Genomic DNA, 21,217 nt, shown 5'->3' with positions numbered 1-21,217 from the left:
CGTCAGCCCTTCTTCGCGCCGAGCTCTGCGGCCCACGGGTAGTAGAGGTAGGCCATGGAGGCGGGCGGCCCGGTGAGTTCGTCGTTCAGGACGAGCACGGAGGGCACCTGGGCGACCGAGATCCAGACGGCGGCGTCGGTGAACCTCTTCTGGACGCTCACCGCGAGTCCGGCCCGCTCGGCGTCGTCGAGGGTGGAGAGGGCCTTCTTCACCTCGGCGTCGTACGCAGGGTCCTCGAAGCCGACCCAGTTGTTGGAGGAGTCGGAGAGGGCGTTGTCGTAGAAGCCCATCGGGTCGGCCTTGGAGATGTACCAGTCGCCGACGAGCACGTCGATCTCGCCGCGCACCGAGGGATCGCTGTAGAACTGCTCGAACTGCGACGTCGGCACCGTCTTGATCTGCCCCGTGAGGCCGATCCGCTGGAGCGCCGCGCGCACGGCGTTGGCGACGACGGTCCGTCCCTGGCTGGCGTCCGTACCGATCACGATCGGCTCGCCGGGACCGCCTCCGGCCTCCTTCACCAGTTCCTTGGCCGCGGCGAGGTCGTCGGCGTCCGGACCGGCGGGGGCGTACGCGATCTCCTTCTGGGCGGCCTCGAAGGTGTCCTTCTCGTATCCCCAGGCGCCGGAGCCGACGGGGGTGCCCCACGGCTGGACCATGGAGCCGTAGCCGGACGCGGCGATGCCCTCGCGGTCCAGGGCGAGCGAGAGGGCCCGGCGGATCTTCGGGTCCTTCAGCCCGCCGCGCTCGGTCGGGATCAGGACGAGGGACGCGGTGGAGGGGCCGTAGTGCCGCTCGACGCCCTTCTTCCCCGCGAGGGCGGCGGCGGTGTTGGGCGATTCGGCGTACGCGCCGTCGGCCGCCCCGGTGGTGAGGGCGTTGACCAGGGCGCTGTCGGAGGCCCAGCGGAAGGTGACCCGCTTCGTCAGCGGCTTCTCGCCCCAGTAGCCGTCGTAGCGCTCGATGGTGAGGGAGTCGCCGGACTTCCATCCGCTCAGCCGGTAGGGGCCGGTGCAGGCGTCGCCCTGGCCGGGGGTGCCGAAGTCCTTGCCGGCCTCCTCGACCTGCTCCTTGTTCCAGACGATGCCCGCGTCGCCCGCCAGCGCCTTGAAGAACATGGCGTCCGGTGCCTTGAAGGTGATCGTGATCTGCCGGTCGCCGGTCTTCCTCATCGCGGCGATGTTGCCGAACTCGTCGCCCTGCTCCATGTCCGGGTCGGCGTGCCGCTCCAGGCTCCACAGCACGTCGTCGGCGGTCATCGGGGTGCCGTCGTGGAAGGTGACGCCGGAGCGCAGGGTGAGGACGAGGGTCTTGTCGTCGGGGGTCTCGGCCTTCTCCGCGAGGAAGGGCTTCGTCGACATGTCCGGCTGGAGCTGGTAGAGCCGCTCGCAGACGTTGGTGAGGACGACCCGGCCCGCGCTGGAGCCCTGGGTGTCGAGGTCGAGCGAGTCCGGCTCGTCCTCCAGCAGCCAGTCGGCGGAGGCGAGTTCGCCCTTCGCGGCCGGGGTCGTCGGCGTGAGCGTGAGCTTCGCGGCGTCGGTGGCCTTGCTGCCGCCGCCCGTGTTCTGGGTGGCGCCGCTGCAGCCGGTGGCCGCGACGAGCGTCGCCGCGACGAGGCCCGCGGCCAGGGCCGTCCTTCTCCGTGAGATGCGGTTCATCACTGAGTTCCCGTCAGTTCTGGCCGTACGGGCCGTCGTAGAGGTTCCAGGGCAGGTGCTGGTACTCGCGGTCGCAGGGGGTTCCGGCGGTCACGTGGTAGTCGCCGGAGGTCAGGTCGGCCAGGGAGGAGACGAGCGTGGTCCAGTGCTCGACGGCCGGGCGGCGCGGGTCGGGGTGGGTGCACAGGGATTCCGGGTGGCCGAGGTGGTCCGACATGGCCCGGCGGACGATCTCCCGGGACTCCTCGGGGCCGGTGGAGCCGCGCAGCGCCCTGAGCCCCTGCTCGGCGCGCGGGACGCGGACCAGCGAGTCCGACGACATGGGCCGGTAGCCGGACGCGGCCAGCTGCGCGGGGATGCCCGCCTGGTAGTGGTTGCCGTGCACCAGGAGCCCGTCGGCCGGATACATCCAGCCGTGCCCGGCCGGGGTGGTCTCCAGGTCGATGGCGAAGCCCTCCCGGCAGGTGAGGAGCGCGTTGCTGGCGATGTGGGCGCGGGTGCGGCAGAGCACGTCGAGGGCGTCGGTGATGTTGCTCTGGTCCAGGACACTGCGGCGTACGACGGTCTGGGGCAGCCCGACCGCGTCGTCGAAGCGCCCGCCGAGGCCGTTGGCGTTGAGCGCGATCCCGGCGGAGCTGGCGCCCTGCCTGCCGACCTGGCCCGCCTCGACCTGCATGATCAGGGTCGGCTTCGGGGGCTGGACGATCCGGATCATGACGACGGTGTCGGCGACGCCCGCGCGCCAGTCCCAGTTCTGTCCGGCGTAGACGTGCCCGTCGCCGCTGGCCTCGCCGTAGGCGGCGAAGGAGGTGCAGCCCTCGGCGGGCTCCTCCTCGGCCGGCTGTCCGGCCGCCGCCATCCTGGCGAAGGACTTGTCGTAGATGACCTCGCCGCGGGCGTTCAGGGCGAGGACGTCGAGCAGGCCGACCCCCGCCCCGTCCGCGATGCCCTGCATCTCCTCGACGAGATGCGGGGCGTAGTCGCGTACGGGGTCCAGCCAGCGGGCGGCGCGGGCCGCGACCCGGTCCCAGGTCAGCCCGGCGGACCGGCCGAAGGCCTCCTCGTAGTAGCCCAGGGCGGCGTGCAGTTGGGGCCGAACGGCCTCGCCGTACTGGCGCCCGCGGTCGAGCGGACCGCCGGAGATCTCGATGACCGGGAGGACCCGGCCGGGAGCGGCTTGCGTGGAACGGGGTGCCATTCTTCTCCTCGCGACGGAACGCTTCCGTGAACGGCGCCCCGGGATCACCACGATCCTGTAACGTCGATTTCAAGATGCGTTCCCTTTGGAACGTTCTGCCCAGGACAGTAACGCGGGTCACACGGAAGTCAATGGTTGTAATGGGAATTCCAGAGAACGAAACCGGAGTGACACGGCTGCGCGCGGCGATTCGTGGCCAATGGGACGATCTGTCCACATCCGAACGCGCCGTCGCCCAGTACCTCGTGAGCGCCCCCGTCGAGCAGCTGCTCTTCGCCAGCGCCCAGGAGCTGGGCGCCGCGAGCTCCACCAGCAACGCCACCGTCGTACGCGCCCTCCAGCGCCTCGGATACGCGGGCCTGCCCGCCCTGAAACGCGAGCTGGCCAACGACTTCACCTCGACCGTGGCCCCCGAGGTGCGCCTCAAGCAGCGCATCGCGCACGTCGGACGGGACCTGGACTCCATCTGGAGCGATGTCTTCGACGAGGCGCGGGACCGCATCGACCACGCCAGGCGGCTCACCGAACCGGAGGCGGTGAAGCGCTCGGTGACCGCGCTGGCCGAGGCGCACGAGGTGTTCTGCTACGGCATCGCCGCGTCGGAACCGGGCGCCCGCCACCTCGCGCTCGCGCTGGGCAGGATCGGCCGCAGGGCCCGCTTCGTCTCCGAGACGGGCTTCGCCCTCGCCGACCAGCTGCTCGCCCTGGGGCAGGGCGACGCCGTCGTCATCTTCCAGCCGGGCCGGCGGCTCGTGGAGCTGACCGTGATGATGGAGCGGGCCCGGGCGGTCGGCGCCAAGGTCGTCCTGGTCACGGACGAGCTGGGCGAGGCGTACGCGGACCGTGTCGAGGCGGTTCTCACCGCCCCGCACACCCCGACCGGCATCACGGCGGAGTCGCTGACCGGCCTGCTCGTCGCCGACGCGCTGCTCCTGGCGCTGGCGACGCTCGACGAGACCCGGGCGGTGGAGTCGTCGCACCAGCTCACCGCGCTGCGCGAGCAGTTGCTGGACCCGAAGCGCCGGGGCTGAGCCCTCCGGCGTCCTCCGCCCCGCGCCCCAGCCGCCCCCTCGCGCCGCTCCGCCGGCCGGGCCCTCGCCCCCCATCGTTGTCGAGGCCCTGTGCAGAGCGTCACCCGATGCTGACGAGCCCGCCCATAACAAGGCAGACTGTTGACCGCGATACCAGCGGTACGGAACAGAGCGGGATCAGCAGGACCGGCGGGGCGAGCAGGACAGGGGGGCATCATGGACCGCGACGACGGACCCGGTGTGCGCGTTCCGGAGCAACGCGCTCGGGAGGAACGGGCGGCCGTCACCGATCTGCGCTTCACCGTGCTCGGCCCCGTACGCGCCTGGCGCGGCGGCGAGCCCCTGCCCTCCGGCTCCCCGCAGCAACGCGCCCTGCTGGCCGCCCTGTTGCTGCGCGAGGGCCGCACGGCCACCGCGGCCGAACTCATCGACGCCCTCTGGGGCGACGACCCCCCGTCCCAGGCGCTGGCCACGGTACGGACGTACGCCTCGCGGCTCCGCAAGACGCTGGGCCAGGACACCCTGGTCAGCGAGTCCGGCGGTTACGCGATCCGCATCCCGCGCGAGGCCCTCGACCTGACGCTCGCCCAGGACCTGGCGGCCGAGGCGGAGAAGGCGCGCGGCTGCGGGGACCGCTGCCAGGCGCGCGCCCTGATCAACAAGCTGCTCGGCCTGTGGGACGGCGAGGCGCTCGCCTCACTCCCCGGCCCGCACGCCGACACCCGCCGTGCCGGGCTGGAGGAATGGCGCCTCCAGCTCACCGAGACCCGCCTCGACCTGGATCTGGAGGTCGGCTGCCACGCGGAGGCGGTCTCCGAGCTGACCGCCCTCACCGCGGCGCACCCCCTGCGCGAGCGGCTGCGCGAGCTGCTGATGGTCGCCCTGTACCGCAGCGGCCGGCAGGCCGAGGCCCTCGCGGTGTACGCCGACACCCGCCGGCTGCTCGCGGAGGAGCTCGGCGTCGACCCGCGCCCCGAACTCTCCCAGCTCCAGCAGCGGATACTCCAGGCCGACGAGGAGCTGGCCCGCCCGGCCGACGAGCCGGCCCCGGCCTCCGCCCCCGTCCGGCCCGCCCAGCTCCCGGCCACCGTCCCGGACTTCACGGGCCGCACCGCGTTCGTGCGCGAGCTGGGCGCCCGGCTCGCCACCGCCGAGGGCTCCGTGATGGCCGTCTCCGCTCTGGCCGGAATCGGCGGCGTCGGCAAGACCACCCTCGCCGTGCACGTCGCCCACCAGGCACGCCCGCACTTCCCCGACGGCCAGCTGTACGTGGACCTCCAGGGCGCGGGCGCCCGGGCCGCCGAGCCCGAGACCGTCCTCGGCGCGTTCCTGCGCGCGCTGGGCACCGCGGACTCGGCGATCCCGGACACCCTGGACGAGCGGGCCGCGCTCTACCGCTCCGCTCTCGACGGCCGCCGCATCCTGATCCTGCTGGACAACGCCCATGACGCGGCCCAGATCAGACCGCTGCTCCCCGGCACCGCGGGCTGCGCGGCGCTGGTCACCAGCCGGGTGCGCATGGTCGACCTGGCCGGCGCCCATCTGGTGGACCTGGACGTGATGTCCCCCGAGGAGGCCCTCCAGCTCTTCACCCGGATCGTCGGCGACGAACGGGTCAGCACGGAGCGCGAGGCTGCGCTGGACGTGGTCGCGGCGTGCGGCTTCCTGCCGCTGGCCATCCGCATCGCCGCCTCCCGGCTGGCCTCGCGGCGCACCTGGACGGTCTCGGTGCTGGCCGCGAAGCTCGCCGACGAGCGCCGCCGCCTCGACGAACTCCAGGCGGGCGACCTCGCGGTGAAGGCCACCTTCGAGCTCGGCTACGGCCAGCTGGAGCCGGCCCAGGCCCGCGCCTTCCGGCTGCTGGGCCTGGCGGACGGCCCGGACATCTCCCTCGCCGCCGCGGCGGCCCTGCTGAACCTGGACCTCCACGCGGCCGAGGACGTCCTGGAGAGCCTGGTCGACACGAGCCTGCTGGAATCGGCGGCTCCCGGCCGCTACCGCTACCACGACCTGGTGCGGCTCTACGCGCGCGCCTGCGCGGAGCGCGACGAACACCCGCCGGTGGAGAGGGAGCTGGCGCTGTCGCGGCTGCTGGACTTCTACCTGTCCACGGCGGCGGGGGTGTACGCGCTGGAGCGGCCGGGTGAGCGAGTGCTGGAACACTTCTCGCGCACCGTGCACCCCGGACTCACTTTCCAGGTCCGCGAGGCGGCCCTGGACTGGCTCTTCTCCGAATCCAGCGGGCTGCTCGCCTGCGCACGCCAGTCCGCGGCGTCCGGAATGCCGAGACGAGCCGCCGACCTGCTCATGGCGGTGGTGGACATCGGTGAGTCCGGCGCGAACTCACGCCAGTTCGCCACCGCCGCCACAGCGGTGAGCGAGGCGGCGCGGGAATCGGGCGACGCGCGCGCAGAGGGACGCGCCCGCACCATGCTGGCCCATGTCCTCAGCGTGTCCGGCCGGTTCGCCGCCGCGGACACCGAAGCCCAGCAGGCGCTTGAACTCGGCCGTCTGGCCCACGACCCGGTCTCCCTGGCCCAGGCTCCGAACCAGCGGGGCATCATCGCCCTGTACGAGAACCGGCACACGGATGCCGAAACTCATCTGACCGCGGCCCTGGCCGCGTTCCGCGCGGACGGCAACAAGCCGGGCGAAGCCTCGGCCCTGTGCAACCTCTCCCGTGTCCACCTGGCGACGGGCCGGACGGCGAGTGCCGTGGAACTGGCGCAGATGGGCGTCGGTATCTACGAGACGGACGCCTCCGGCCTGGCGCTGCGGCTCGCCAACGGGAAGTACGCGCTGGGACTGGCGCTCAGCGGTTCGGGCCGCACCGACCTGGCTCTGGCGACGCTGACCGACGCCATGTCCATATTCCGTGACAGTCGTCAGCAGTTGTGGCACGGGATGACCCTGTTCCGCCTTGCCGAGCTGCACCTCGCCATCCGCCAGCCCGCCAACGCGGCGTCACACGCCGAACAGGCTCTGGTCATCCTTCGGGGTATCGGCGGCGAGTGGCGACGCGGCAACGTCCTCGTCGCGCTGGGGCGCGCCCTCGTGGGCATCGGCCAGACCGACCGCGCACAGGTCTGCTGGAGCGAGGCACTCTCGATCTTCGAGGATCTGGGTTCGCCGGAGGCCGACTCCGTCCGTGAACTGCTGGCGCCGGTCCCTGCCGCCAGGGCCTCCTGACGGGCGTTCATCAATCGTTTATCGCCCCCCGGCACTCTCTTACTCATCGATCCGTCGCATCGGGGGGCAGACGGATCGGCGAGTGGCCTCACCGTTAGGGTGAACGGCCCTGGAAGGCCCGCCCGGCGATCCACGGGGGAACCGCCGGGCGGGCCCACCCATCCGCTGCCAGAACCTTTTCAGGAGTTGAGCTTCATGGCTGACAAGATCCTCAAGCCGACGGACGCGCACGCGACCGGCGAGGAGATCACCACTCAGGACGCCCACGCGACCGGTTCGCCGCTCAAGCCGACGGACGCGCACGCCACGGGCGAGGAGATCACCACTCAGGACGCGCATGCCACGAGCGAGCCGGCCAAGTAGACCTCACCTGCACGGGGAACGGCCGCGGCGGCGCGGAGGGGGCGCCGTCGCGGCCGCTGCGTGTCCGCGTACGCTCGCGGAATCGCGCCGACGTTCGATCACTTCGCGCCGCAGGGCCCGAGCCGCACGGCCCGGGCCCCCGCCTGCGTCGTCGATGCCTCAGAAGGTCTCCGCCGTGACCAGGCACCGCTTCACCCGGGAGACGAGACCCGGGCTGTCCATCTTCACCTTGACGGTCCTGGTCTCGCCGTAGCCGAGGTCGACCATGGCCTCGCCCGTGTCGACGGTCAGGCCCTTGGCGTCCACGAACGTCACGTCGACCTCGTAGGTCTCCTCCACGCTCGCCGTCGACCGGATCTCCACCGTCGAGTACGTGACCGCCTTGCGCTTGCCCTTCCTGGGCAGGGCGCAGCTGACGACACGGACCTCCGGGGCGTCCGAGGCGGTGGGGCCGGGCGTCGAGCCGGACGAGCCGCCGGACGAGCCCGACGAGCCGCTGTAGTCGTCATCGTCGTCGTAGTCGTGGTAACCGCCGTTGCTCTTCTTGGAGTTCGAGCATCCACCGCCCGAGCTGCTGCTCTTGCCGCTGCGGCTCTTCCCGCCCTTGCCGCCGCTGCTGGACGTGGAGAATCCGGTGAGCGCGAGCACCACCACCACCAGTACCGCCGCGAACCTGATCCTTCGCCGCATCATCGACGCAGTCCCCCTCGGAGTAGTCGGCTACCTCGGCCGCCGCACGGCCGCGCGACAACGTAACGCACAGCATTCCGGGCGATTACCCATGGCTCGGTCATGGCCCTGTCACGGTCTCGTCATGGTCTGCGGCGGGTCCACGGGCGGACTCCCCCGGCCGGACTCCTCCGATGGCAGGGAAGATCGGCCAGGCGTAGCGTCGAGCCGGGGAGCGGTGCGCACAGCCGTGCGCCATGGCCCGGGAGGCTGGCGATGATCCGCAATGTCCTCGGCTCCGTCGTCGCACTCGTGGGAGCCGCGGCGGCCGTCCAGAGCCCTTTCCAGCTCTGGTACACGGACCGCCTGGGGCGGGACTACCGCATCCAGGACCTCTTCGACGGCATAACCGGCGTCTCGTCGTCCGTGATGGCCTCGATCCTGCTGCCGTTCCTCTTCGCCGCGCTGGTGACCCTCGTGGGGGTCGTCCTGCGCTCGCGCTGGGTGGTGGCTCTCGCGGGCCTGATCGTCCTGGGCTTCACCGTGCTGTGGATGGTCCGCCAGGGGCAGGCGGCGGACGGTCTGTCGGTCGACAGCGAGGGGTCCGGGCTCCGGTGGGGTGTCGCGCAGGCGCTGGCGGGCGGTGTCCTGCTCCTGCTGGGCGCGCTGGTGATGTCGGGGCGCCGGAGGGCGGAGCGGTCCGGCCGCACCGCCGAGCCGTTTCCCGTGCCGCCGGACGACCACCCGGACACCTGGCCGCCGACGCAGGAGCCCGGCCCGTCCGCGCAGACGTCGCCGGGGCCCGAGCCGGAGGCCGATCCGTACACCGGGCCCGGCCGGCACCGGGCTCCCCGCGGCGACGAGGACACCGCGCAGTACCCCGTGCAGTACCCCGACGAGGGGGAGCGGCACGACCCGGACCGGTACCGGCCGCCCCATCCCTGAGGCGTCAGGCCCGCGCCCTGTTCCCCGTGCCGGTGCCCTTCAGCGCGTCCAGAGCGTAGACGCAGCGGTCCTTGCTGCACGCGTACACGACGCCCGCCCGCGCCACCGGGGAGCCCGTGATCTCGCCGCCCGTGGCCAGCTTCCAGCGGAGCTGGCCGCCCGCCGCGTCCAGGGTGTAGAGCACATGGTCCGCCGAGCCGAAGTGGACCCGGCCGTCCGCGACGACCGGCGCGCCGACGACCTCGCCGCCCGCCGCGAAGCGCCACTTGGGCGTCCCGGTCACCGCGTCCAGCGTGTACAGCGCGCTGCCGCTGCCGACGTGCACATTGCCCGCCGTGACCAGCACGGGCTCGATGGACTTCCGGGCCTCGGTCGCGATCCGCCAGCGGTCCTTGCCGGTCTGGGCGTCCAGGGCGTACACGGTGCCGAGGTAGTCGGCGAGGTACACCCCGCCGCCCGTGACCGCGGGGCCGGGCGCGAAGGCGGGCGGGGAGAGGAAGACGGCCGGTGACTCGAAGTGCCAGCGGACCCGGCCCGAGACCGCGTCCACGGCCAGCACCCGGGTGCCCGCGGCGACGTAGACGAAGCCGTCGGACGCGGGCGTCACCCGGACCGGCACCCCGCCGCAGGACGCGGCGTCGCCCACGGGGTAGGACCACCGCTCGGTGCCGGTGCGGGCCTCGACGGCCCGCAGCCGGGCGTCCTGCCACAGGAACACCGTGCCCTCGTGGATGACCGGCCCGGCCTCCGGCGTCTCGAAGTCCGTCTGGGCGCCGGAGGTCTCCCACAGCTTCTCGCCGCTGGACGCCTCCCACGCCTGTACGCCGCCGCCGCGTGTCGCGGTCAGGACGGTGCCCCGGTCGGCCTTGAGGGCGTACACCCAGGCGTCGGTCTGGAGCCGCCACCGCTCGGCGCCGGTGGCCGCGTCCAGCGCGTACAGGGACGGGCCGTCCGACGCGTGGATGCGGCCGCCGTCGACGGTCATCGTCCAGGCCACGTCGCGGGTCTTGAACTGGCGTCTGCCGTTGCCCACGTCCAGCGCGTGGACCTCGAAGGACGTCACGTACAGCAGGTCGTCGACCACGACGGGGGTGCCCCACACATCGTTCGACATGCGGAAACGCCACGGCCGCCAGCGCTCCGGCGCGGCGGGGGCCGCGTCGGGTGCCTGCGCGGGGGCGGGCACCGGCGCGGTGGCCGCCCCGGCGCCCGGCCCGCCGGGCGGGCGCACCCAGCCGGTGGCCGGGTCGGCGTGCGCGGCGGCGGGGCCCCGTACGTCCACGGGGCGCGGCCCGGGGCCGATCGGCACCTTCGCTCCGGGCAGGTGCACGGGGCCGCCGTCGAGGGCCGGCCCGGTCCGCAGGTCGCCGCCGCGCCACGCGCCGTCCGGGTCTGCGCCGGGCGGCGGCTGGGACGGGGGCGGCGGCACGACCACGGGGGCGGGCGCGACGGCGACGGCACGGCCGCCGCCGCGCCGCTGTTCGATCATGGCGGTGGCGACGCCCGGCAGCCAGGCCGAGGCGGTGCCGCTGTCGTCGCTGCCCGAGGCGAACAGGTGCGGGGCCAGCTGGGCCTGGAGGTCCGCGGGGCTGGGCCGCCGGGTCGCGTCCATCTGCATGCAGGACTCGATGAGCGGGCGCAGGTCGTCGGGCAGCCCCTCGGTGTCGGGGCCCTCCCGCAGCAGCATGAACACGGTCTCGACCGGGTTCGCCCCGTGGAAGGGCGCGTGCCCGGTCGCCGCGAAGACGAGGGTCGAGCCCAGCGAGAAGATGTCGCTCGCGCCGGTCACGCTGCGCGAGTCACGGGCCTGCTCCGGGGACATGTAGGCGGGGGTGCCCACCGCCACGTTCGTCATGGTCAGGCGGGTGTTGGAGACGCCGGACGCGATGCCGAAGTCGATGACGCGCGGCCCGTCCTCGACCACGAGGACGTTGGACGGCTTCAGGTCGCGGTGGACGAGACCGGCCCCGTGGATCGACTGGAGTGCCTCCGCGATCCCGGCGGCCAGCCAGCGCACGGCCTGCGTCGGCATCGGACCGCACTCACTCACTATCTCCTCGAGGGAGGGTGCGGGGACGTAGGCGGTGGCCAGCCAGGGAACGGCCGCCCGGGGGTCCGCGTCCACGACGGCCGCGGTGTAGAAGCCGCTGACCGCGCGCGCGGCCTCCACCTCACGCGTGAAACGGACCCGGAACAGCTGGTCCTCGGCCAGTTCCGTCCGCACGGTCTTGATCGCCACCCGCCGGCCCGACGCCGACCGCGCGAGATAGACCAGCCCCATGCCGCCGGCTCCGAGCCGTCCCAGCACCTCGAACGGGCCGATCCGCCTCGGGTCATGCTGCGTCAGCTGCTCCACTTGCCTGCCACCTCCCCGTACGGACCTCAGGAACAGAAGCCCGCGAATTCCCGCCCCGTGCAGCGTCTCACCGCTGGGCACCACCTGGCGGTGCGCACCCTGATTCTTCCTGGCTCGGCGCCCGGTTGCGAACCCGGGGGCGGATCGGGGTGTCTTACGGCACTCCACCCCTTTCAGGACACCTTCCGGCCCGCTACGGAAGGAGCTCGGTCGGCTGAAGCACGGCGAACGCCGCGCCCTGGTCGTCCTGGAGGACCGCCATCCGCCCGTACGGGATGTCCATGGGCGGGGCCGTGATCCGGCCACCGAGGCGTACGGCGGTCTCGGCGACGCCGACGCAGTCGGCCACGGCGAAGTAGTTGAGGAAGTAACTGGGCATCATCTCGGGGAACGCGTCCGTGATCACGGCACGTCCGCCGATCGCGGTGTCCTCCCCCGGCTCGGTGCCCGCGGGCGACCACACACGGAAGGGCTCGGGCCGGCCCGAGCCGCCCTCGCCGCCCGGGAGCTCGATGTCGGTCCCCTGGAAGCCGAAGACCTCTTCGTAGAAGGCGTCCACGCGCTCCGGCTGCCGGGTGTAGACCTCGGTCCAGCAGAAGGAGCCCGGCGCGTTCTGCTTCTCGAAGCCGGCCCGGTCGCCCGCCTGCCAGAGCCCGAAGACCGCGCCGCCGGGGTCCGCCGCCTGGGCGAGGACACCGGCCCGGTCGGCCCGCACCGGATCGGTGATCACCTGGCCGCCCGCCTTACGGATCAGGGCGACGGTGGCGAGGATGTCGTCGGTGGCGAAGTAGACGCCCCAGGTCGTGGGCATGCGTCCGTCCTGCTTGGCGGCGAGCGCGGCGACGAGTTCGCCGCCGCTGTACGCGTCCGCGAAGGGCATGCCGTCGCCGGCGCGGAAGGTCCAGCCGAAGAGCCCGCCGTAGAAGCGCTTGCCGGCCTCCAGGTCGGAGAGCTGCACATCCACCCAGCACGGCGCGGACTGCGCGAATACGGCCATGGCCCGGGTCCTTCCGTCGTGGTGAGGGGCGCGGTGCGGTGGCAGTGGCCGCCACGGACGCCTGTGGATCACTGGGCACCGCGACGGGAGCGGCGGTGACGCCCGTCACACTCAACGTAGCGCCGGGGGCCGCGTGGCGCGCCCCGGGGAGCCTGAATAGAACCTTTGCCCTCATCGTGAAGGTTTCGCGACCCCCGTGGACGGAGGTTGTCCACCGAAGTTATCCACAGGCTGTTGATAACACGATCACTCCGGAGCACCCCGGCACAGCCGGGGAGCGCGGTCCGGGGGTGCACCCCTGGGGCACGCCCCGGGGCGCACAGCAGGGGGAGCGCAAGGCGCACTGCAGGGGGAGCGCAATTCGATAAAGCGCGGCACCGGCGGAAAACGCGACACCGGCGGAAAAAACTGCTTCCGCATCACCGTGAATTGCGCCGCTCACCCCGTGCGCACTGGGCCGTTCCCCATTTGCAGTCAGCCGAATCGCGCTCGGATCACCCCTCGGTAAGCTGACGGCATGACAGGACAAGTACGCACCGTCGACGGCCGCGTGGCTGGTCGGCGAGGTCAGGCGACGCGGCAGAAGCTGCTCGACTGCCTCAGCGAGATGCTCAGCTCCTCGCCGTACCGGGACGTCAAAGTCATCGACGTGGCCCGGAAGGCGGGGACTTCACCCGCGACTTTCTACCAGTATTTCCCCGATGTCGAGGGCGCCGTTCTCGAACTCGCAGAGGAAATGGTCAAGGAAGGCACCGGACTGACCGAACTGGTCAGCGGCCGTTCCTGGGTCGGCAAGGCCGGCTGGCAGACCTCCGAAGAACTCGTCGACGGATTCCTCGACTTCTGGCGCCGCCACGACGCGATCCTCAGGGTCGTCGATCTCGGTGCGGCCGAGGGAGACAAACGGTTCTCCAAGATCCGCATGAAGGTCCTCAACTCGGTCACCAACTCCCTGACGGACTCGGTCAAGGAGCTCCAGTCCAAGGGCAAGGTGGACAAGGACGTCAGCCCCGCGGCCGTGGCCGGTTCCGTGGTCGTCATGCTGGCGGGGGTCGCCTCGCACCAGAAGGGCTTCACCGCCTGGGGTGTGAAGCAGGCCGAAATCCGGCCGAACCTCGCCCTGTTGGTCCATCTCGGCATCACCGGCAAGAAGCCGGTCAGGTAGGCGCCCAGCACACGACTCCCCCGCACACAACCGGGCGCCGCGGCCTCTCCGCGGCTCCCCGCGTCCTGTCTCACCGACGGCGGACCACCCCCGTGGTCCGCCGTCGGCGTGTCCGCGACCGAGCGCAAACGCGTCGACGTCCCGCGACCGGGCGCGAGGCGGTGGAATGGGGTCATGAGCGATGCACAGAAAGCCTTTCGCGACCTGCTCCACGCGCAGCGCGTCTGGGACGCCCCCCTCCCCTCCTTCGCCCCCTCCACCGCGCCCGCCGATCCCCTCGCCCTCTTCCACACCTGGTTCGCCGAGGCGGTGGCGGCGGGGCAGACCGAGCCGCACACCATGACCCTGGCGACGGCGGACTCCGAGGGCAGGCCCGATGTGCGCACGCTGATGCTGCACGACGCGGACGCACGCGGCTGGCACTTCGCCACCCATGCCACCAGCGCGAAGGGCCGCCAGCTCGCCGCCAGGCCGTACGCCGCCCTCGGCTTCTACTGGCCCGCCCAGGGCCGCCAGGTGCGCGTACGCGGCCCGGTCGCCCCGGCCGGCCGCGAGGAGAGCAGGGCCGATCTGCGGGCCAGGTCCACCGGCGCCCTGGCCGCCGCGCTGACCGGGTCGCAGAGCGAGGTGCTGCCCGCGCACGAGGACCTCGTACGGGCCTCCGAGGCCGCCTGGGAGCGGGCGCGGGCCGAGCCGGACACCGAGGCGAAGACCTGGACGCTGTACGTCACCGAGCCTCGGGAGGTGGAGTTCTTCCAGGGCGACGCCCGGCGGCGGCACGTGCGGCTGCGCTACCGGCGCGAGGGCGCGGACTGGACCCGCGAGCTCCTCTGGCCCTGAGGGCGGCCCCGGATCTGTACTGCGGCCCTGCACCTGCCCCCGGAGACCCCGAATCGGACTTTCATCCGGTTTTCACATGAAAGGGGCATCATGGGAGGCGGATGAATCCGCTGGAGGTCCCCATGGCACGAGCCCGTTCACGCTACGCCCCGGACCGCGGCCTGACCGCACGCATGGTGAGCACCATGTTCTTCATCGGTCTGCTGTACGTGGTCCTGGTGGGCGTGCTCCTCGCCGTCCTGCGGGGTTCGTGGCCGGTGATCCTGGTCATCACGGGCGGTCTGTTCATCGCCCAGTTCTGGTTCAGCGACCGCATCGCGGCGTACGGCATGGGCGCCCGCGAGGTCACGCCGGAGGAGGCGCCCGAGCTGCACGGGGCGATCGACCGGATCTGCGCGCTCGCCGACATGCCTAAGCCCCGGGTGGCCATCGCGCAGAGCGACGTCCCGAACGCCTTCGCGACCGGGCGGAGCGAGAAGACCGCCCTGGTCTGCGCCACGACCGGGTTGCTGCGCAGACTGGAGCCGGAGGAGCTCGAAGGCGTACTGGCCCACGAGATGTCGCACGTCGCGCACCGCGATGTGGCCGTGATGACGATCGCGTCCTTCCTCGGGGTGCTGGCCGGGATCGTCACCCGGGTCGCCCTCTGGGGCGGCTTCGCCCGCAACAGCCGGGGCAACGACCCCGCCGGCATCATCGTCATGCTCATCCCGCTGATCAGCGCGGTCGTCTACGCCCTGAGCTTCCTGCTGACCCGGCTGCTCTCCCGCTACCGCGAGCTCTCGGCCGACCGCACGGCCGCCCTGCTCACCGGCCGCCCCTCGGCGCTCGCCTCCGCCCTGACGAAGGTGAGCGGGCAGATGGCCAGGATTCCGACGGAGGACCTGCGGAAGGCCGAGCCGTACAACGCCTTCTACTTCGTGCCGGCCTTCGCCGCCAAGGAGGGCCTCGGCCGGCTGCTCTCCTCGCACCCGACCCTCGAACAGCGGCTGGACCAGCTGGCCCGTATCTCCGCCGGCCTGTCCCGCCCGTAAGGAGTCCCCGTGGGCCTGCTCGACAGCATCCTGGGCCGCAGCAAGCCGGTCCGCCCCGATCTCGACCAGCTCTTCGCGGTGCCCTCCGCCGCGCTGACCGTCCAGGCGGGGACGGGCTTCACCCCGACCGGGACCGGCTCGGTGTGCTTCGCGGGGGTGGAGGGCGGCACGTTCGCCCGCATCCGGGAGGACGTACGGGAGTTGCTCGACGCGGACACGGAGCGGGGCGGCATCCCCGTGGAGTTCAGCCGGGACGCCTACGGCTACACCTGGCTCCTCGCCCGCCAGGAGCCCGGCAGCGCCGACGGTACGGCGGCCCTGGTCAACGACCTGCATGCGGTCAACACCCTGCTGCGGGACGGCGGCTTCGGCCCGCATCTGCTCTGCTCGATGATCGGCTTCCGCAACCCGCAGGGCCGTGTCCTCGCGCTGGTCTACCTCTACAAGCGCGGCACCTTCTATCCGTTCGCCCCCGCCCCGGGCGGCGGGGAGAGGCGCGACAACGAGCTGGAACTCCAGGTGCGGGCGGTGCTGGGCGACGACCTGCGGGTGGAGAGCGACCTCTCGCGCTGGTTCCCGGTGTGGGGCGCGCCCGGTCTCTGAACCACGGCCGCCCGGGCCGCGCGGCCGGCACCCGTGATCATTTCGCAACCGATTCCCACCCGAACCGGGACCCATCATGTCCATGTCCTATTACGCTCCGAACCATGCCCGAACCCACCTCCACCTCCGGTGACGCCCTGCCCGACTCCATCGACCGCACCGACGGCCGGCCGGTCTATGTGATCGGCGGCGGCCCGGGCGGTCTCGCCGCCGCCGCGGCCCTGCGGGAACAGGGCGTACGCGCGGTGGTGCTGGAGAAGTCCGAGCACGTCGGGGCGTCCTGGCGCCGCCACTACGAGCGGCTGCACCTGCACACGACCCGGCGCTGGTCCGCGCTGCCCGGGCTGGCGATGCCCCGCAGGTTCGGGCGCTGGGTCTCGCGCGCGGACATGGTGCGCTACCTGGAGAAGTACGCCGAGCACCACGAGCTGGAAGTCGTCACGGGCGTCGAGGTGACCCGGATCGGCCGGACGCCGGACGGCACCGGCTGGCAGCTGGACGCGACCGGCGGGCGGGTGCTCACCGGGCGCGCGGTCGTCGTGGCCACCGGCTTCAACCACACCCCGAGGACACCCGCGTGGCCCGGCCGCGAGGGCTTCACCGGCGAGCTGCTGCACGCGGCGGAGTACCGCGCCCCGGCGCCGTACGCGGGCAAGGACGTCCTGGTGGCCGGGATCGGCAACACCGGGGCGGAGATCGCCGTCGACCTGGTCGAGGGCGGTGCCTCCCGGGTGCGGATCGCGGTCCGCACGACCCCGCACATCGTGCGCCGCTCCACGGCCGGCTGGCCCGCGCAGGCGACCGCGGTGCTGGTCCGCAGGCTGCCGGTCGGGCTCGTCGACCGCGCGGGGCGCCTCCTGAGCAGGGTCGCCGTCCCCGACCTGGCCGCCCAGGGCCTGCCCCGCCCGGACACCGGCCTGTACAGCAGGGTCAAGCAGGGGGCGATCCCGATTCAGGACGTCGGCCTGATCGACGCGGTGAAGACCGGCCGCGTGGTCCCCGTGGCGGCCGTCGAGTCGTTCGACGGGGACGCGGTGGTCCTGGCGGACGGCACCCGGATCACGCCCGACGTGGTGATCGCGGCGACCGGCTACGAACGCGCCCTGGAACCCCTGGTGGGCCACCTCGGTGTACTCGACTCCCGGGGCCGGCCCGTGGTGCACGGTGCCCGCGCACCGGAGCGGGCACCCGGCCTGTACTTCACCGGGTTCACCAATCCGATCAGCGGCATGCTCCGCGAAATCGCCCTGGACGCGCGGAGGATAGCCAAGAAGCTGGCCTCGGCCGGCTGACGGCGGGAGCGAGGGGCCTCAGGGGGCGGCCTGCTGGACGAGTATCCGGACGTCCCCGGCGTCCGGATCGCCGAACAGGACGTACAGCTCGGGCCGTTCCGCGGTCCCTCCCACGGTCCACGCGCCCACCTGGCAGTCCTCTCCGGCGACGTCGAACTCGACCGCCCCGGCGGCGTAGCTCCACGTCCCCGTGCCGTCGCAGCGCCCCTCCCTCTCCCAGCCGTCGTACGGCATCGCGGTCAGCACCGCCCCACCGTCCGCGCGCAGAACGACCTCGGCCGGCCCGTCCTCGCTCGCCCAGACCCCGGCCATGGCCTCCTTCGAGGGACGCGGGGGTGCGTAGTCCCCGATGACTCCGGTGTGGAGCGCGCCCCCGCAGGCCACCGCAACGGCCACGGTGAGCAGGAGGCCGGCGGGCAGCACCCGGAACAACACCTCGCCCAGGCTGTACGGCCGTCCGCGCCGTTCCTCGCCCCTGCGGAACCGTGCGACGCACAGCAGCGGCAGGGCGGCGCTCGCCGTGATCGCGGCCCAGCAGGACAGGAACGGGGCGCCGGCCGCGGCGAGCGCCGCCGCGTACGCCGCTCCGATGACGACCGGGGCCGCGCAACGCCACTGCCACAGCGCGCCCTTCGCACGGCGGGCGAGGGCTTGGGCCACCAGATCGGACGGCATCGTCATCAGGGCGGTGTGCACCGCTCCGAGGAACAGCAGGAGCGGCGGACCGAAGACGCACACGCACAGCAGCCCGAGCGGTGCGTAGGGCGGCCTCCCGTACTCGTCGGTCCGGCCCAGCTGCACCACCAGCCAGCCGGCGAGCGCCGCGCCCAGTTGCACGGCGCAGACCAGCATCGCCGCGGTGCCTTCGGGCGCCATCGCCCCGGAAGGCCCATATCTCCGCATCAGCCCCACCCGTCCGCCGGAGAAGGAGCACGGTAGCGGTCCCGTCCGGCCGGGGTTCAGGCGGCCAGGGTCGCCGGCCGGTCCTCCGGCTGCCTGCGGATCACAAGGGCCATCAGGGCGGCCGTCGCGCACAGGGCACCCGAGGCGTACCAGACCAGGTCGTAGGAGCCCGTCACATCGCGGGCCACACCCCCGAGGAAGGCGACCAGGGCGGCGCCCACCTGGTGCGAGGCCAGGACCCAGCCGAAGACGATCGCGCTGTCCTCGCCGTACTGCTCCCGGCACAGGGCCATGGTCGGCGGGACCGTGGCGACCCAGTCGAGTCCGTAGAAGACGATGAAGAAGACCATCGGCGGGTGCACCGAGGGGGCCAGCAGCATGGGCAGGAAGAGCAGCGAGATCCCGCGCAGCCCGTAGTAGACGGCCAGCAGCCTGCGGGCGTCGAAGCGGTCGGTGAGCCAGCCGCTGAAGACCGTGCCGATGATGTCGAAGATCCCGATCACGGCGAGCAGCGAGGCCGCCGCGGTGATCGCCATGCCGTGGTCGTGGGCGGAGGGAACGAAGTGGGTGCGGATCAGGCCGTTGGTGGAGGCACCGCAGATGGCGAACGATCCGGCCAGCAGCCAGAAGGGGCCTGTGCGGGCCGCGTCGAACAGGACGCGCACGGTGCGTCTCGCGGCGCCCCGCGCGGGGGCCGGCTTCTCCACGTACGCGCCACCGTAGGGGGCGAGGCCCACGTCGGCCGGATGGTCGCGCATCAGGAGCCAGACGAACGGGACGACGACGAGGGCCGCCAGGGCGACGGTCACCGAGGCGGGGCGCCAGCCGTGCTCGTCGACGATCCAGGCGCACAGCGGGAGGAAGACCAGCTGTCCCGAGGCTCCGGCCGCGGTGAGGATGCCGGTCACCAGCCCCCGGCGGGCCACGAACCAGCGGTTGGTGACGGTCGCCGAGAAGGCCATGGCCATCGAGCCGGTGCCCAGGCCGACGAGCAGGCCCCAGTAGAGCATCAGCTGCCAGGACGCCGTCATCCAGACGCTCGCCAGTGCCCCGGCCGCCACCGCGCTGAGGGCGACGACCACGACCCGGCGGATGCCGAACCGGTCCATCAGCGCCGCGGCGAACGGCGCGGTCAGCCCGTACAGCGCCATGTCGATGGAGACGGCGAGACCGATCTCGCCGCGCGACCAGCCGAACTCCGAGTGGAGGGGGTCGATGAGCAGGCCGGGCAGGGAGTTGAAGGCGGCGCCGCCGATGATCGTCACGAAGGTGACGGCGGCGACGATCCACGCGCGGTGGATGCGGCGGCGTGAGGGACGGGGCGGGGCGGCGGAGACGGCCACGCTGTCGGTTGTCTGGGTCACGCGCTCCAGCATCCGGGCGGCGGAAGCCCCGGACGAGTGGCCTGGAGGACACCCTTCGAAGGGATCGGGCCACCGCGGTCAGAACTGCGCGAGGGAGCCCCCGCGCACCGTCCGGCGGTGGACGGCCCAGGCGAGGGCTGCCCCCACGGCGTACCAGAGCAGGTCCGGGGCGTTGAACGTGGAGCCGAGCACCAGCCGTGCCACCGTGCTCCGCCGGGCCAGATCGGCCGGTACGCCGGTGAGCTGGGCCAGCTCCACCACCCAGCTGACGGCCAGGGCGGCTCCCGCGGCGGTCAGTGGCCGCACCCGGGGTGCGAGGAGGACCACGAGGGTGTGGATCAGCACCGTGTAGAGGGCGTCGCCCGCGTACTTCGCCGCGTCCCCGCCCGCCGTCGCGCGCACACCGAGGCCCGCCGCCACGGTCACGACGGCCGCGGCCACCGCCGCCGCGCGGACGGCCCGAGCCGGGGGAACAACCGCGCTCGCGGTCGGCTTCTCGTTCATGACCGGTACGTTTATCAGGCCGTACCCGGTAGCACTGAATCCGCGGGAGAACGGGAGTCCGTATGCGCCACCGCGTGGTCGTCCTCGCGCTGGACGGGGTGATCCCCTTCGAACTGGGTATTCCGCAGCGGATCTTCGGCCGGGCGCGCGACCTGGAGCCGTCCGACGGCTCCGGGAGCCTGTACGAGGTCGTGACCTGTTCCGTGCGCCCGCCGGGCGAGGTCCGCACCGACGCGGACTTCAGCATCGTGGTCGAGCACGGCCCCGAGGCGCTGGCCGCCGCCGACACGGTCGTCGTCCCGGCCTCGTACGAGCTGGGCCCCGTCCACGAGGAGGGCCGGCTCACCGGCGAACTGGCCGATGCGCTCGGGTACATCAGGCCGGGCACCCGGATGGTCTCCATCTGCACGGGCGGCTACGTCCTCGCGGCGGCCGGACTTCTCGACGGGCGCCCCGCCACCACGCACTGGTCCTCGGCCGATCACTTCCAGCGGCTCTTCCCGAAGATCCACGTCGATCCGGACGTCCTGTTCATCGACGACGGCGACGTGCTGACCTCCGCCGGAGTGGCCGCCGGGATCGATCTCTGCCTGCACATCGTGCGCCGCGACCACGGCACCGCCGTCGCCAACGACGTCGCCCGCCGCACCGTCGTGCCCCCGCACCGGGACGGCGGCCAGGCGCAGTACATCAGCCGGCCCGTCCCCGAGCCGAGGTCCGCGACGACGACGAGCGCGCGGGCCTGGGCGCTGGGGCGGCTGGAGCAGCCGATCCTGCTGCGCGACCTGGCGCGGCTGGAGTCGATGAGCGTGCGCACCTTCACCCGGCGCTTCCGCGAGGAGGTCGGTGTCAGTCCGGGACAGTGGCTCACCCAGCAGCGGGTGGAGCGGGCCCGGCAGTTGCTGGAGTCGTCGGACCTGTCGATCGACCAGGTGGCACACGACGCGGGCTTCGGTACGGCGACCTCCCTGCGGCAGCACATGCAGGCCACGCTGGGGGTCTCGCCCACCGTCTACCGACGGACGTTCCGATCGGCGTCCGCCGGAAGGTGAGGCACGGGGCTCCGGGACAGGGCACCGGCATCACGGCGTTCGCGGCCGGGATCG

The 21,217-nt window shown here is 72.6% G+C and carries 18 protein-coding genes; 10 read left to right on the top strand and 8 right to left on the bottom strand.

Translation table 11 applies throughout. The features are described 5' to 3' along the window. Nucleotides 1-2: 2 nt before the first annotated feature. Both AMK10_RS01710 and AMK10_RS01705 read right to left on the bottom strand, forming a co-directional pair. Nucleotides 3-1,658 carry an ABC transporter substrate-binding protein gene (locus AMK10_RS01710; RefSeq protein WP_073744067.1) on the bottom strand — a complete coding sequence of 552 codons (1,656 nt, stop codon included), beginning with the start codon at nt 1,656-1,658 and terminating at the stop codon, nt 3-5. A gap of 13 nt (nt 1,659-1,671) precedes the next feature. Continuing rightward, the gene (locus AMK10_RS01705; protein WP_073744065.1) at nt 1,672-2,856 is read right to left on the bottom strand and encodes a C45 family autoproteolytic acyltransferase/hydolase; all 1,185 of its coding nucleotides are present in this window, start codon (nt 2,854-2,856) and stop codon (nt 1,672-1,674) included. Nucleotides 2,857-2,996: 140 nt separating this feature from the next. Between AMK10_RS01705 and AMK10_RS01700 the strand changes: the two genes are divergently transcribed. From AMK10_RS01700 to AMK10_RS37595, 3 genes are all read left to right on the top strand, one after another. Then, nucleotides 2,997-3,887: a MurR/RpiR family transcriptional regulator gene (locus tag AMK10_RS01700; RefSeq protein ID WP_073744063.1), complete on the top strand. Its 891-nt coding sequence runs from the start codon at nt 2,997-2,999 to the stop codon at nt 3,885-3,887. Between the two features lie 216 nt (nt 3,888-4,103). Continuing rightward, complete coding sequence (locus AMK10_RS01695) at nt 4,104-7,076, top strand: AfsR/SARP family transcriptional regulator (RefSeq protein WP_073744061.1); 2,973 nt, start codon at nt 4,104-4,106, stop codon at nt 7,074-7,076. A 195-nt stretch (nt 7,077-7,271) separates the two neighbouring features. Further along, complete coding sequence (locus tag AMK10_RS37595; RefSeq protein ID WP_198959605.1) at nt 7,272-7,439, top strand: hypothetical protein; 168 nt, start codon at nt 7,272-7,274, stop codon at nt 7,437-7,439. Nucleotides 7,440-7,598: 159 nt separating this feature from the next. On the opposite strand, the gene AMK10_RS01690 is transcribed toward AMK10_RS37595, so the two are convergent. After that, on the bottom strand, nt 7,599-8,132 hold the full coding sequence (locus AMK10_RS01690; protein ID WP_073744059.1) for a hypothetical protein: 534 nt from the start codon (nt 8,130-8,132) through the stop codon (nt 7,599-7,601). 252 nt (nt 8,133-8,384) lie between these two features. Here AMK10_RS01690 and AMK10_RS01685 point away from each other — a divergent pair, with 252 nt between their 5' ends. Beyond that, nucleotides 8,385-9,053 carry a hypothetical protein gene (locus AMK10_RS01685; RefSeq protein ID WP_073744057.1) on the top strand — a complete coding sequence of 223 codons (669 nt, stop codon included), beginning with the start codon at nt 8,385-8,387 and terminating at the stop codon, nt 9,051-9,053. Nucleotides 9,054-9,057: 4 nt separating this feature from the next. On the opposite strand, the gene AMK10_RS01680 is transcribed toward AMK10_RS01685, so the two are convergent. Together AMK10_RS01680 and AMK10_RS01675 are read right to left on the bottom strand one after the other, a co-directional pair. After that, a complete protein-coding gene (locus AMK10_RS01680) occupies nt 9,058-11,409 on the bottom strand; it encodes an outer membrane protein assembly factor BamB family protein (RefSeq protein ID WP_073744055.1) in 2,352 nt (783 codons plus the stop codon). A gap of 193 nt (nt 11,410-11,602) precedes the next feature. Then, entirely contained in the window at nt 11,603-12,406 is an 804-nt protein-coding gene (locus tag AMK10_RS01675) for a VOC family protein (protein WP_073744053.1), read from the bottom strand. Between the two features lie 517 nt (nt 12,407-12,923). Here AMK10_RS01675 and AMK10_RS01670 point away from each other — a divergent pair. The 5 genes from AMK10_RS01670 to AMK10_RS01650 all read left to right on the top strand — a co-directional run bounded on the left by AMK10_RS01670 (nt 12,924) and on the right by AMK10_RS01650 (nt 17,340). Further along, nucleotides 12,924-13,571, top strand: coding sequence for a TetR family transcriptional regulator (locus AMK10_RS01670; protein ID WP_073744051.1), 648 nt, complete (start codon nt 12,924-12,926; stop codon nt 13,569-13,571). A 174-nt stretch (nt 13,572-13,745) separates the two neighbouring features. Further along, nucleotides 13,746-14,411 carry a pyridoxine/pyridoxamine 5'-phosphate oxidase gene (locus AMK10_RS01665; RefSeq protein ID WP_073744049.1) on the top strand — a complete coding sequence of 222 codons (666 nt, stop codon included), beginning with the start codon at nt 13,746-13,748 and terminating at the stop codon, nt 14,409-14,411. Nucleotides 14,412-14,533: 122 nt separating this feature from the next. After that, nucleotides 14,534-15,445 (top strand): zinc metalloprotease HtpX, encoded by a 912-nt coding sequence (gene htpX / locus AMK10_RS01660; protein WP_073745971.1) that lies wholly within the window; start codon nt 14,534-14,536, stop codon nt 15,443-15,445. A 9-nt stretch (nt 15,446-15,454) separates the two neighbouring features. Continuing rightward, nucleotides 15,455-16,048: a PspA-associated protein PspAB gene (gene pspAB, locus AMK10_RS01655; RefSeq protein WP_073744047.1), complete on the top strand. Its 594-nt coding sequence runs from the start codon at nt 15,455-15,457 to the stop codon at nt 16,046-16,048. 104 nt (nt 16,049-16,152) lie between these two features. Then, nucleotides 16,153-17,340, top strand: coding sequence for a flavin-containing monooxygenase (locus tag AMK10_RS01650; RefSeq protein ID WP_073744045.1), 1,188 nt, complete (start codon nt 16,153-16,155; stop codon nt 17,338-17,340). 18 nt (nt 17,341-17,358) lie between these two features. Here the strand turns inward: AMK10_RS01650 and AMK10_RS01645 are convergent, their stop codons facing one another. The 3 genes from AMK10_RS01645 to AMK10_RS01635 all read right to left on the bottom strand — a co-directional run bounded on the left by AMK10_RS01645 (nt 17,359) and on the right by AMK10_RS01635 (nt 20,111). Next, the gene (locus tag AMK10_RS01645) at nt 17,359-18,216 is read right to left on the bottom strand and encodes a hypothetical protein (protein ID WP_073744043.1); all 858 of its coding nucleotides are present in this window, start codon (nt 18,214-18,216) and stop codon (nt 17,359-17,361) included. 83 nt (nt 18,217-18,299) lie between these two features. After that, nucleotides 18,300-19,619 carry an MFS transporter gene (locus tag AMK10_RS01640; RefSeq protein ID WP_073744041.1) on the bottom strand — a complete coding sequence of 440 codons (1,320 nt, stop codon included), beginning with the start codon at nt 19,617-19,619 and terminating at the stop codon, nt 18,300-18,302. A gap of 66 nt (nt 19,620-19,685) precedes the next feature. After that, complete coding sequence (locus AMK10_RS01635) at nt 19,686-20,111, bottom strand: ribosomal maturation YjgA family protein (RefSeq protein WP_073744039.1); 426 nt, start codon at nt 20,109-20,111, stop codon at nt 19,686-19,688. Nucleotides 20,112-20,173: 62 nt separating this feature from the next. On the opposite strand from AMK10_RS01635, the gene AMK10_RS01630 reads away from it, so the two are divergent. Next, nucleotides 20,174-21,163 (top strand): GlxA family transcriptional regulator, encoded by a 990-nt coding sequence (locus AMK10_RS01630; RefSeq protein ID WP_073744037.1) that lies wholly within the window; start codon nt 20,174-20,176, stop codon nt 21,161-21,163. Nucleotides 21,164-21,217: the final 54 nt, after the last annotated feature.

The sequence above is a fragment of the Streptomyces sp. CB02058 genome (genome assembly GCF_001905505.1).
Lineage (GTDB): Bacteria > Actinomycetota > Actinomycetes > Streptomycetales > Streptomycetaceae > Streptomyces.
The sequence above is the reverse complement of the archived record's forward strand: the minus strand, read 5'-3'. Positions and strand labels throughout refer to the sequence as shown.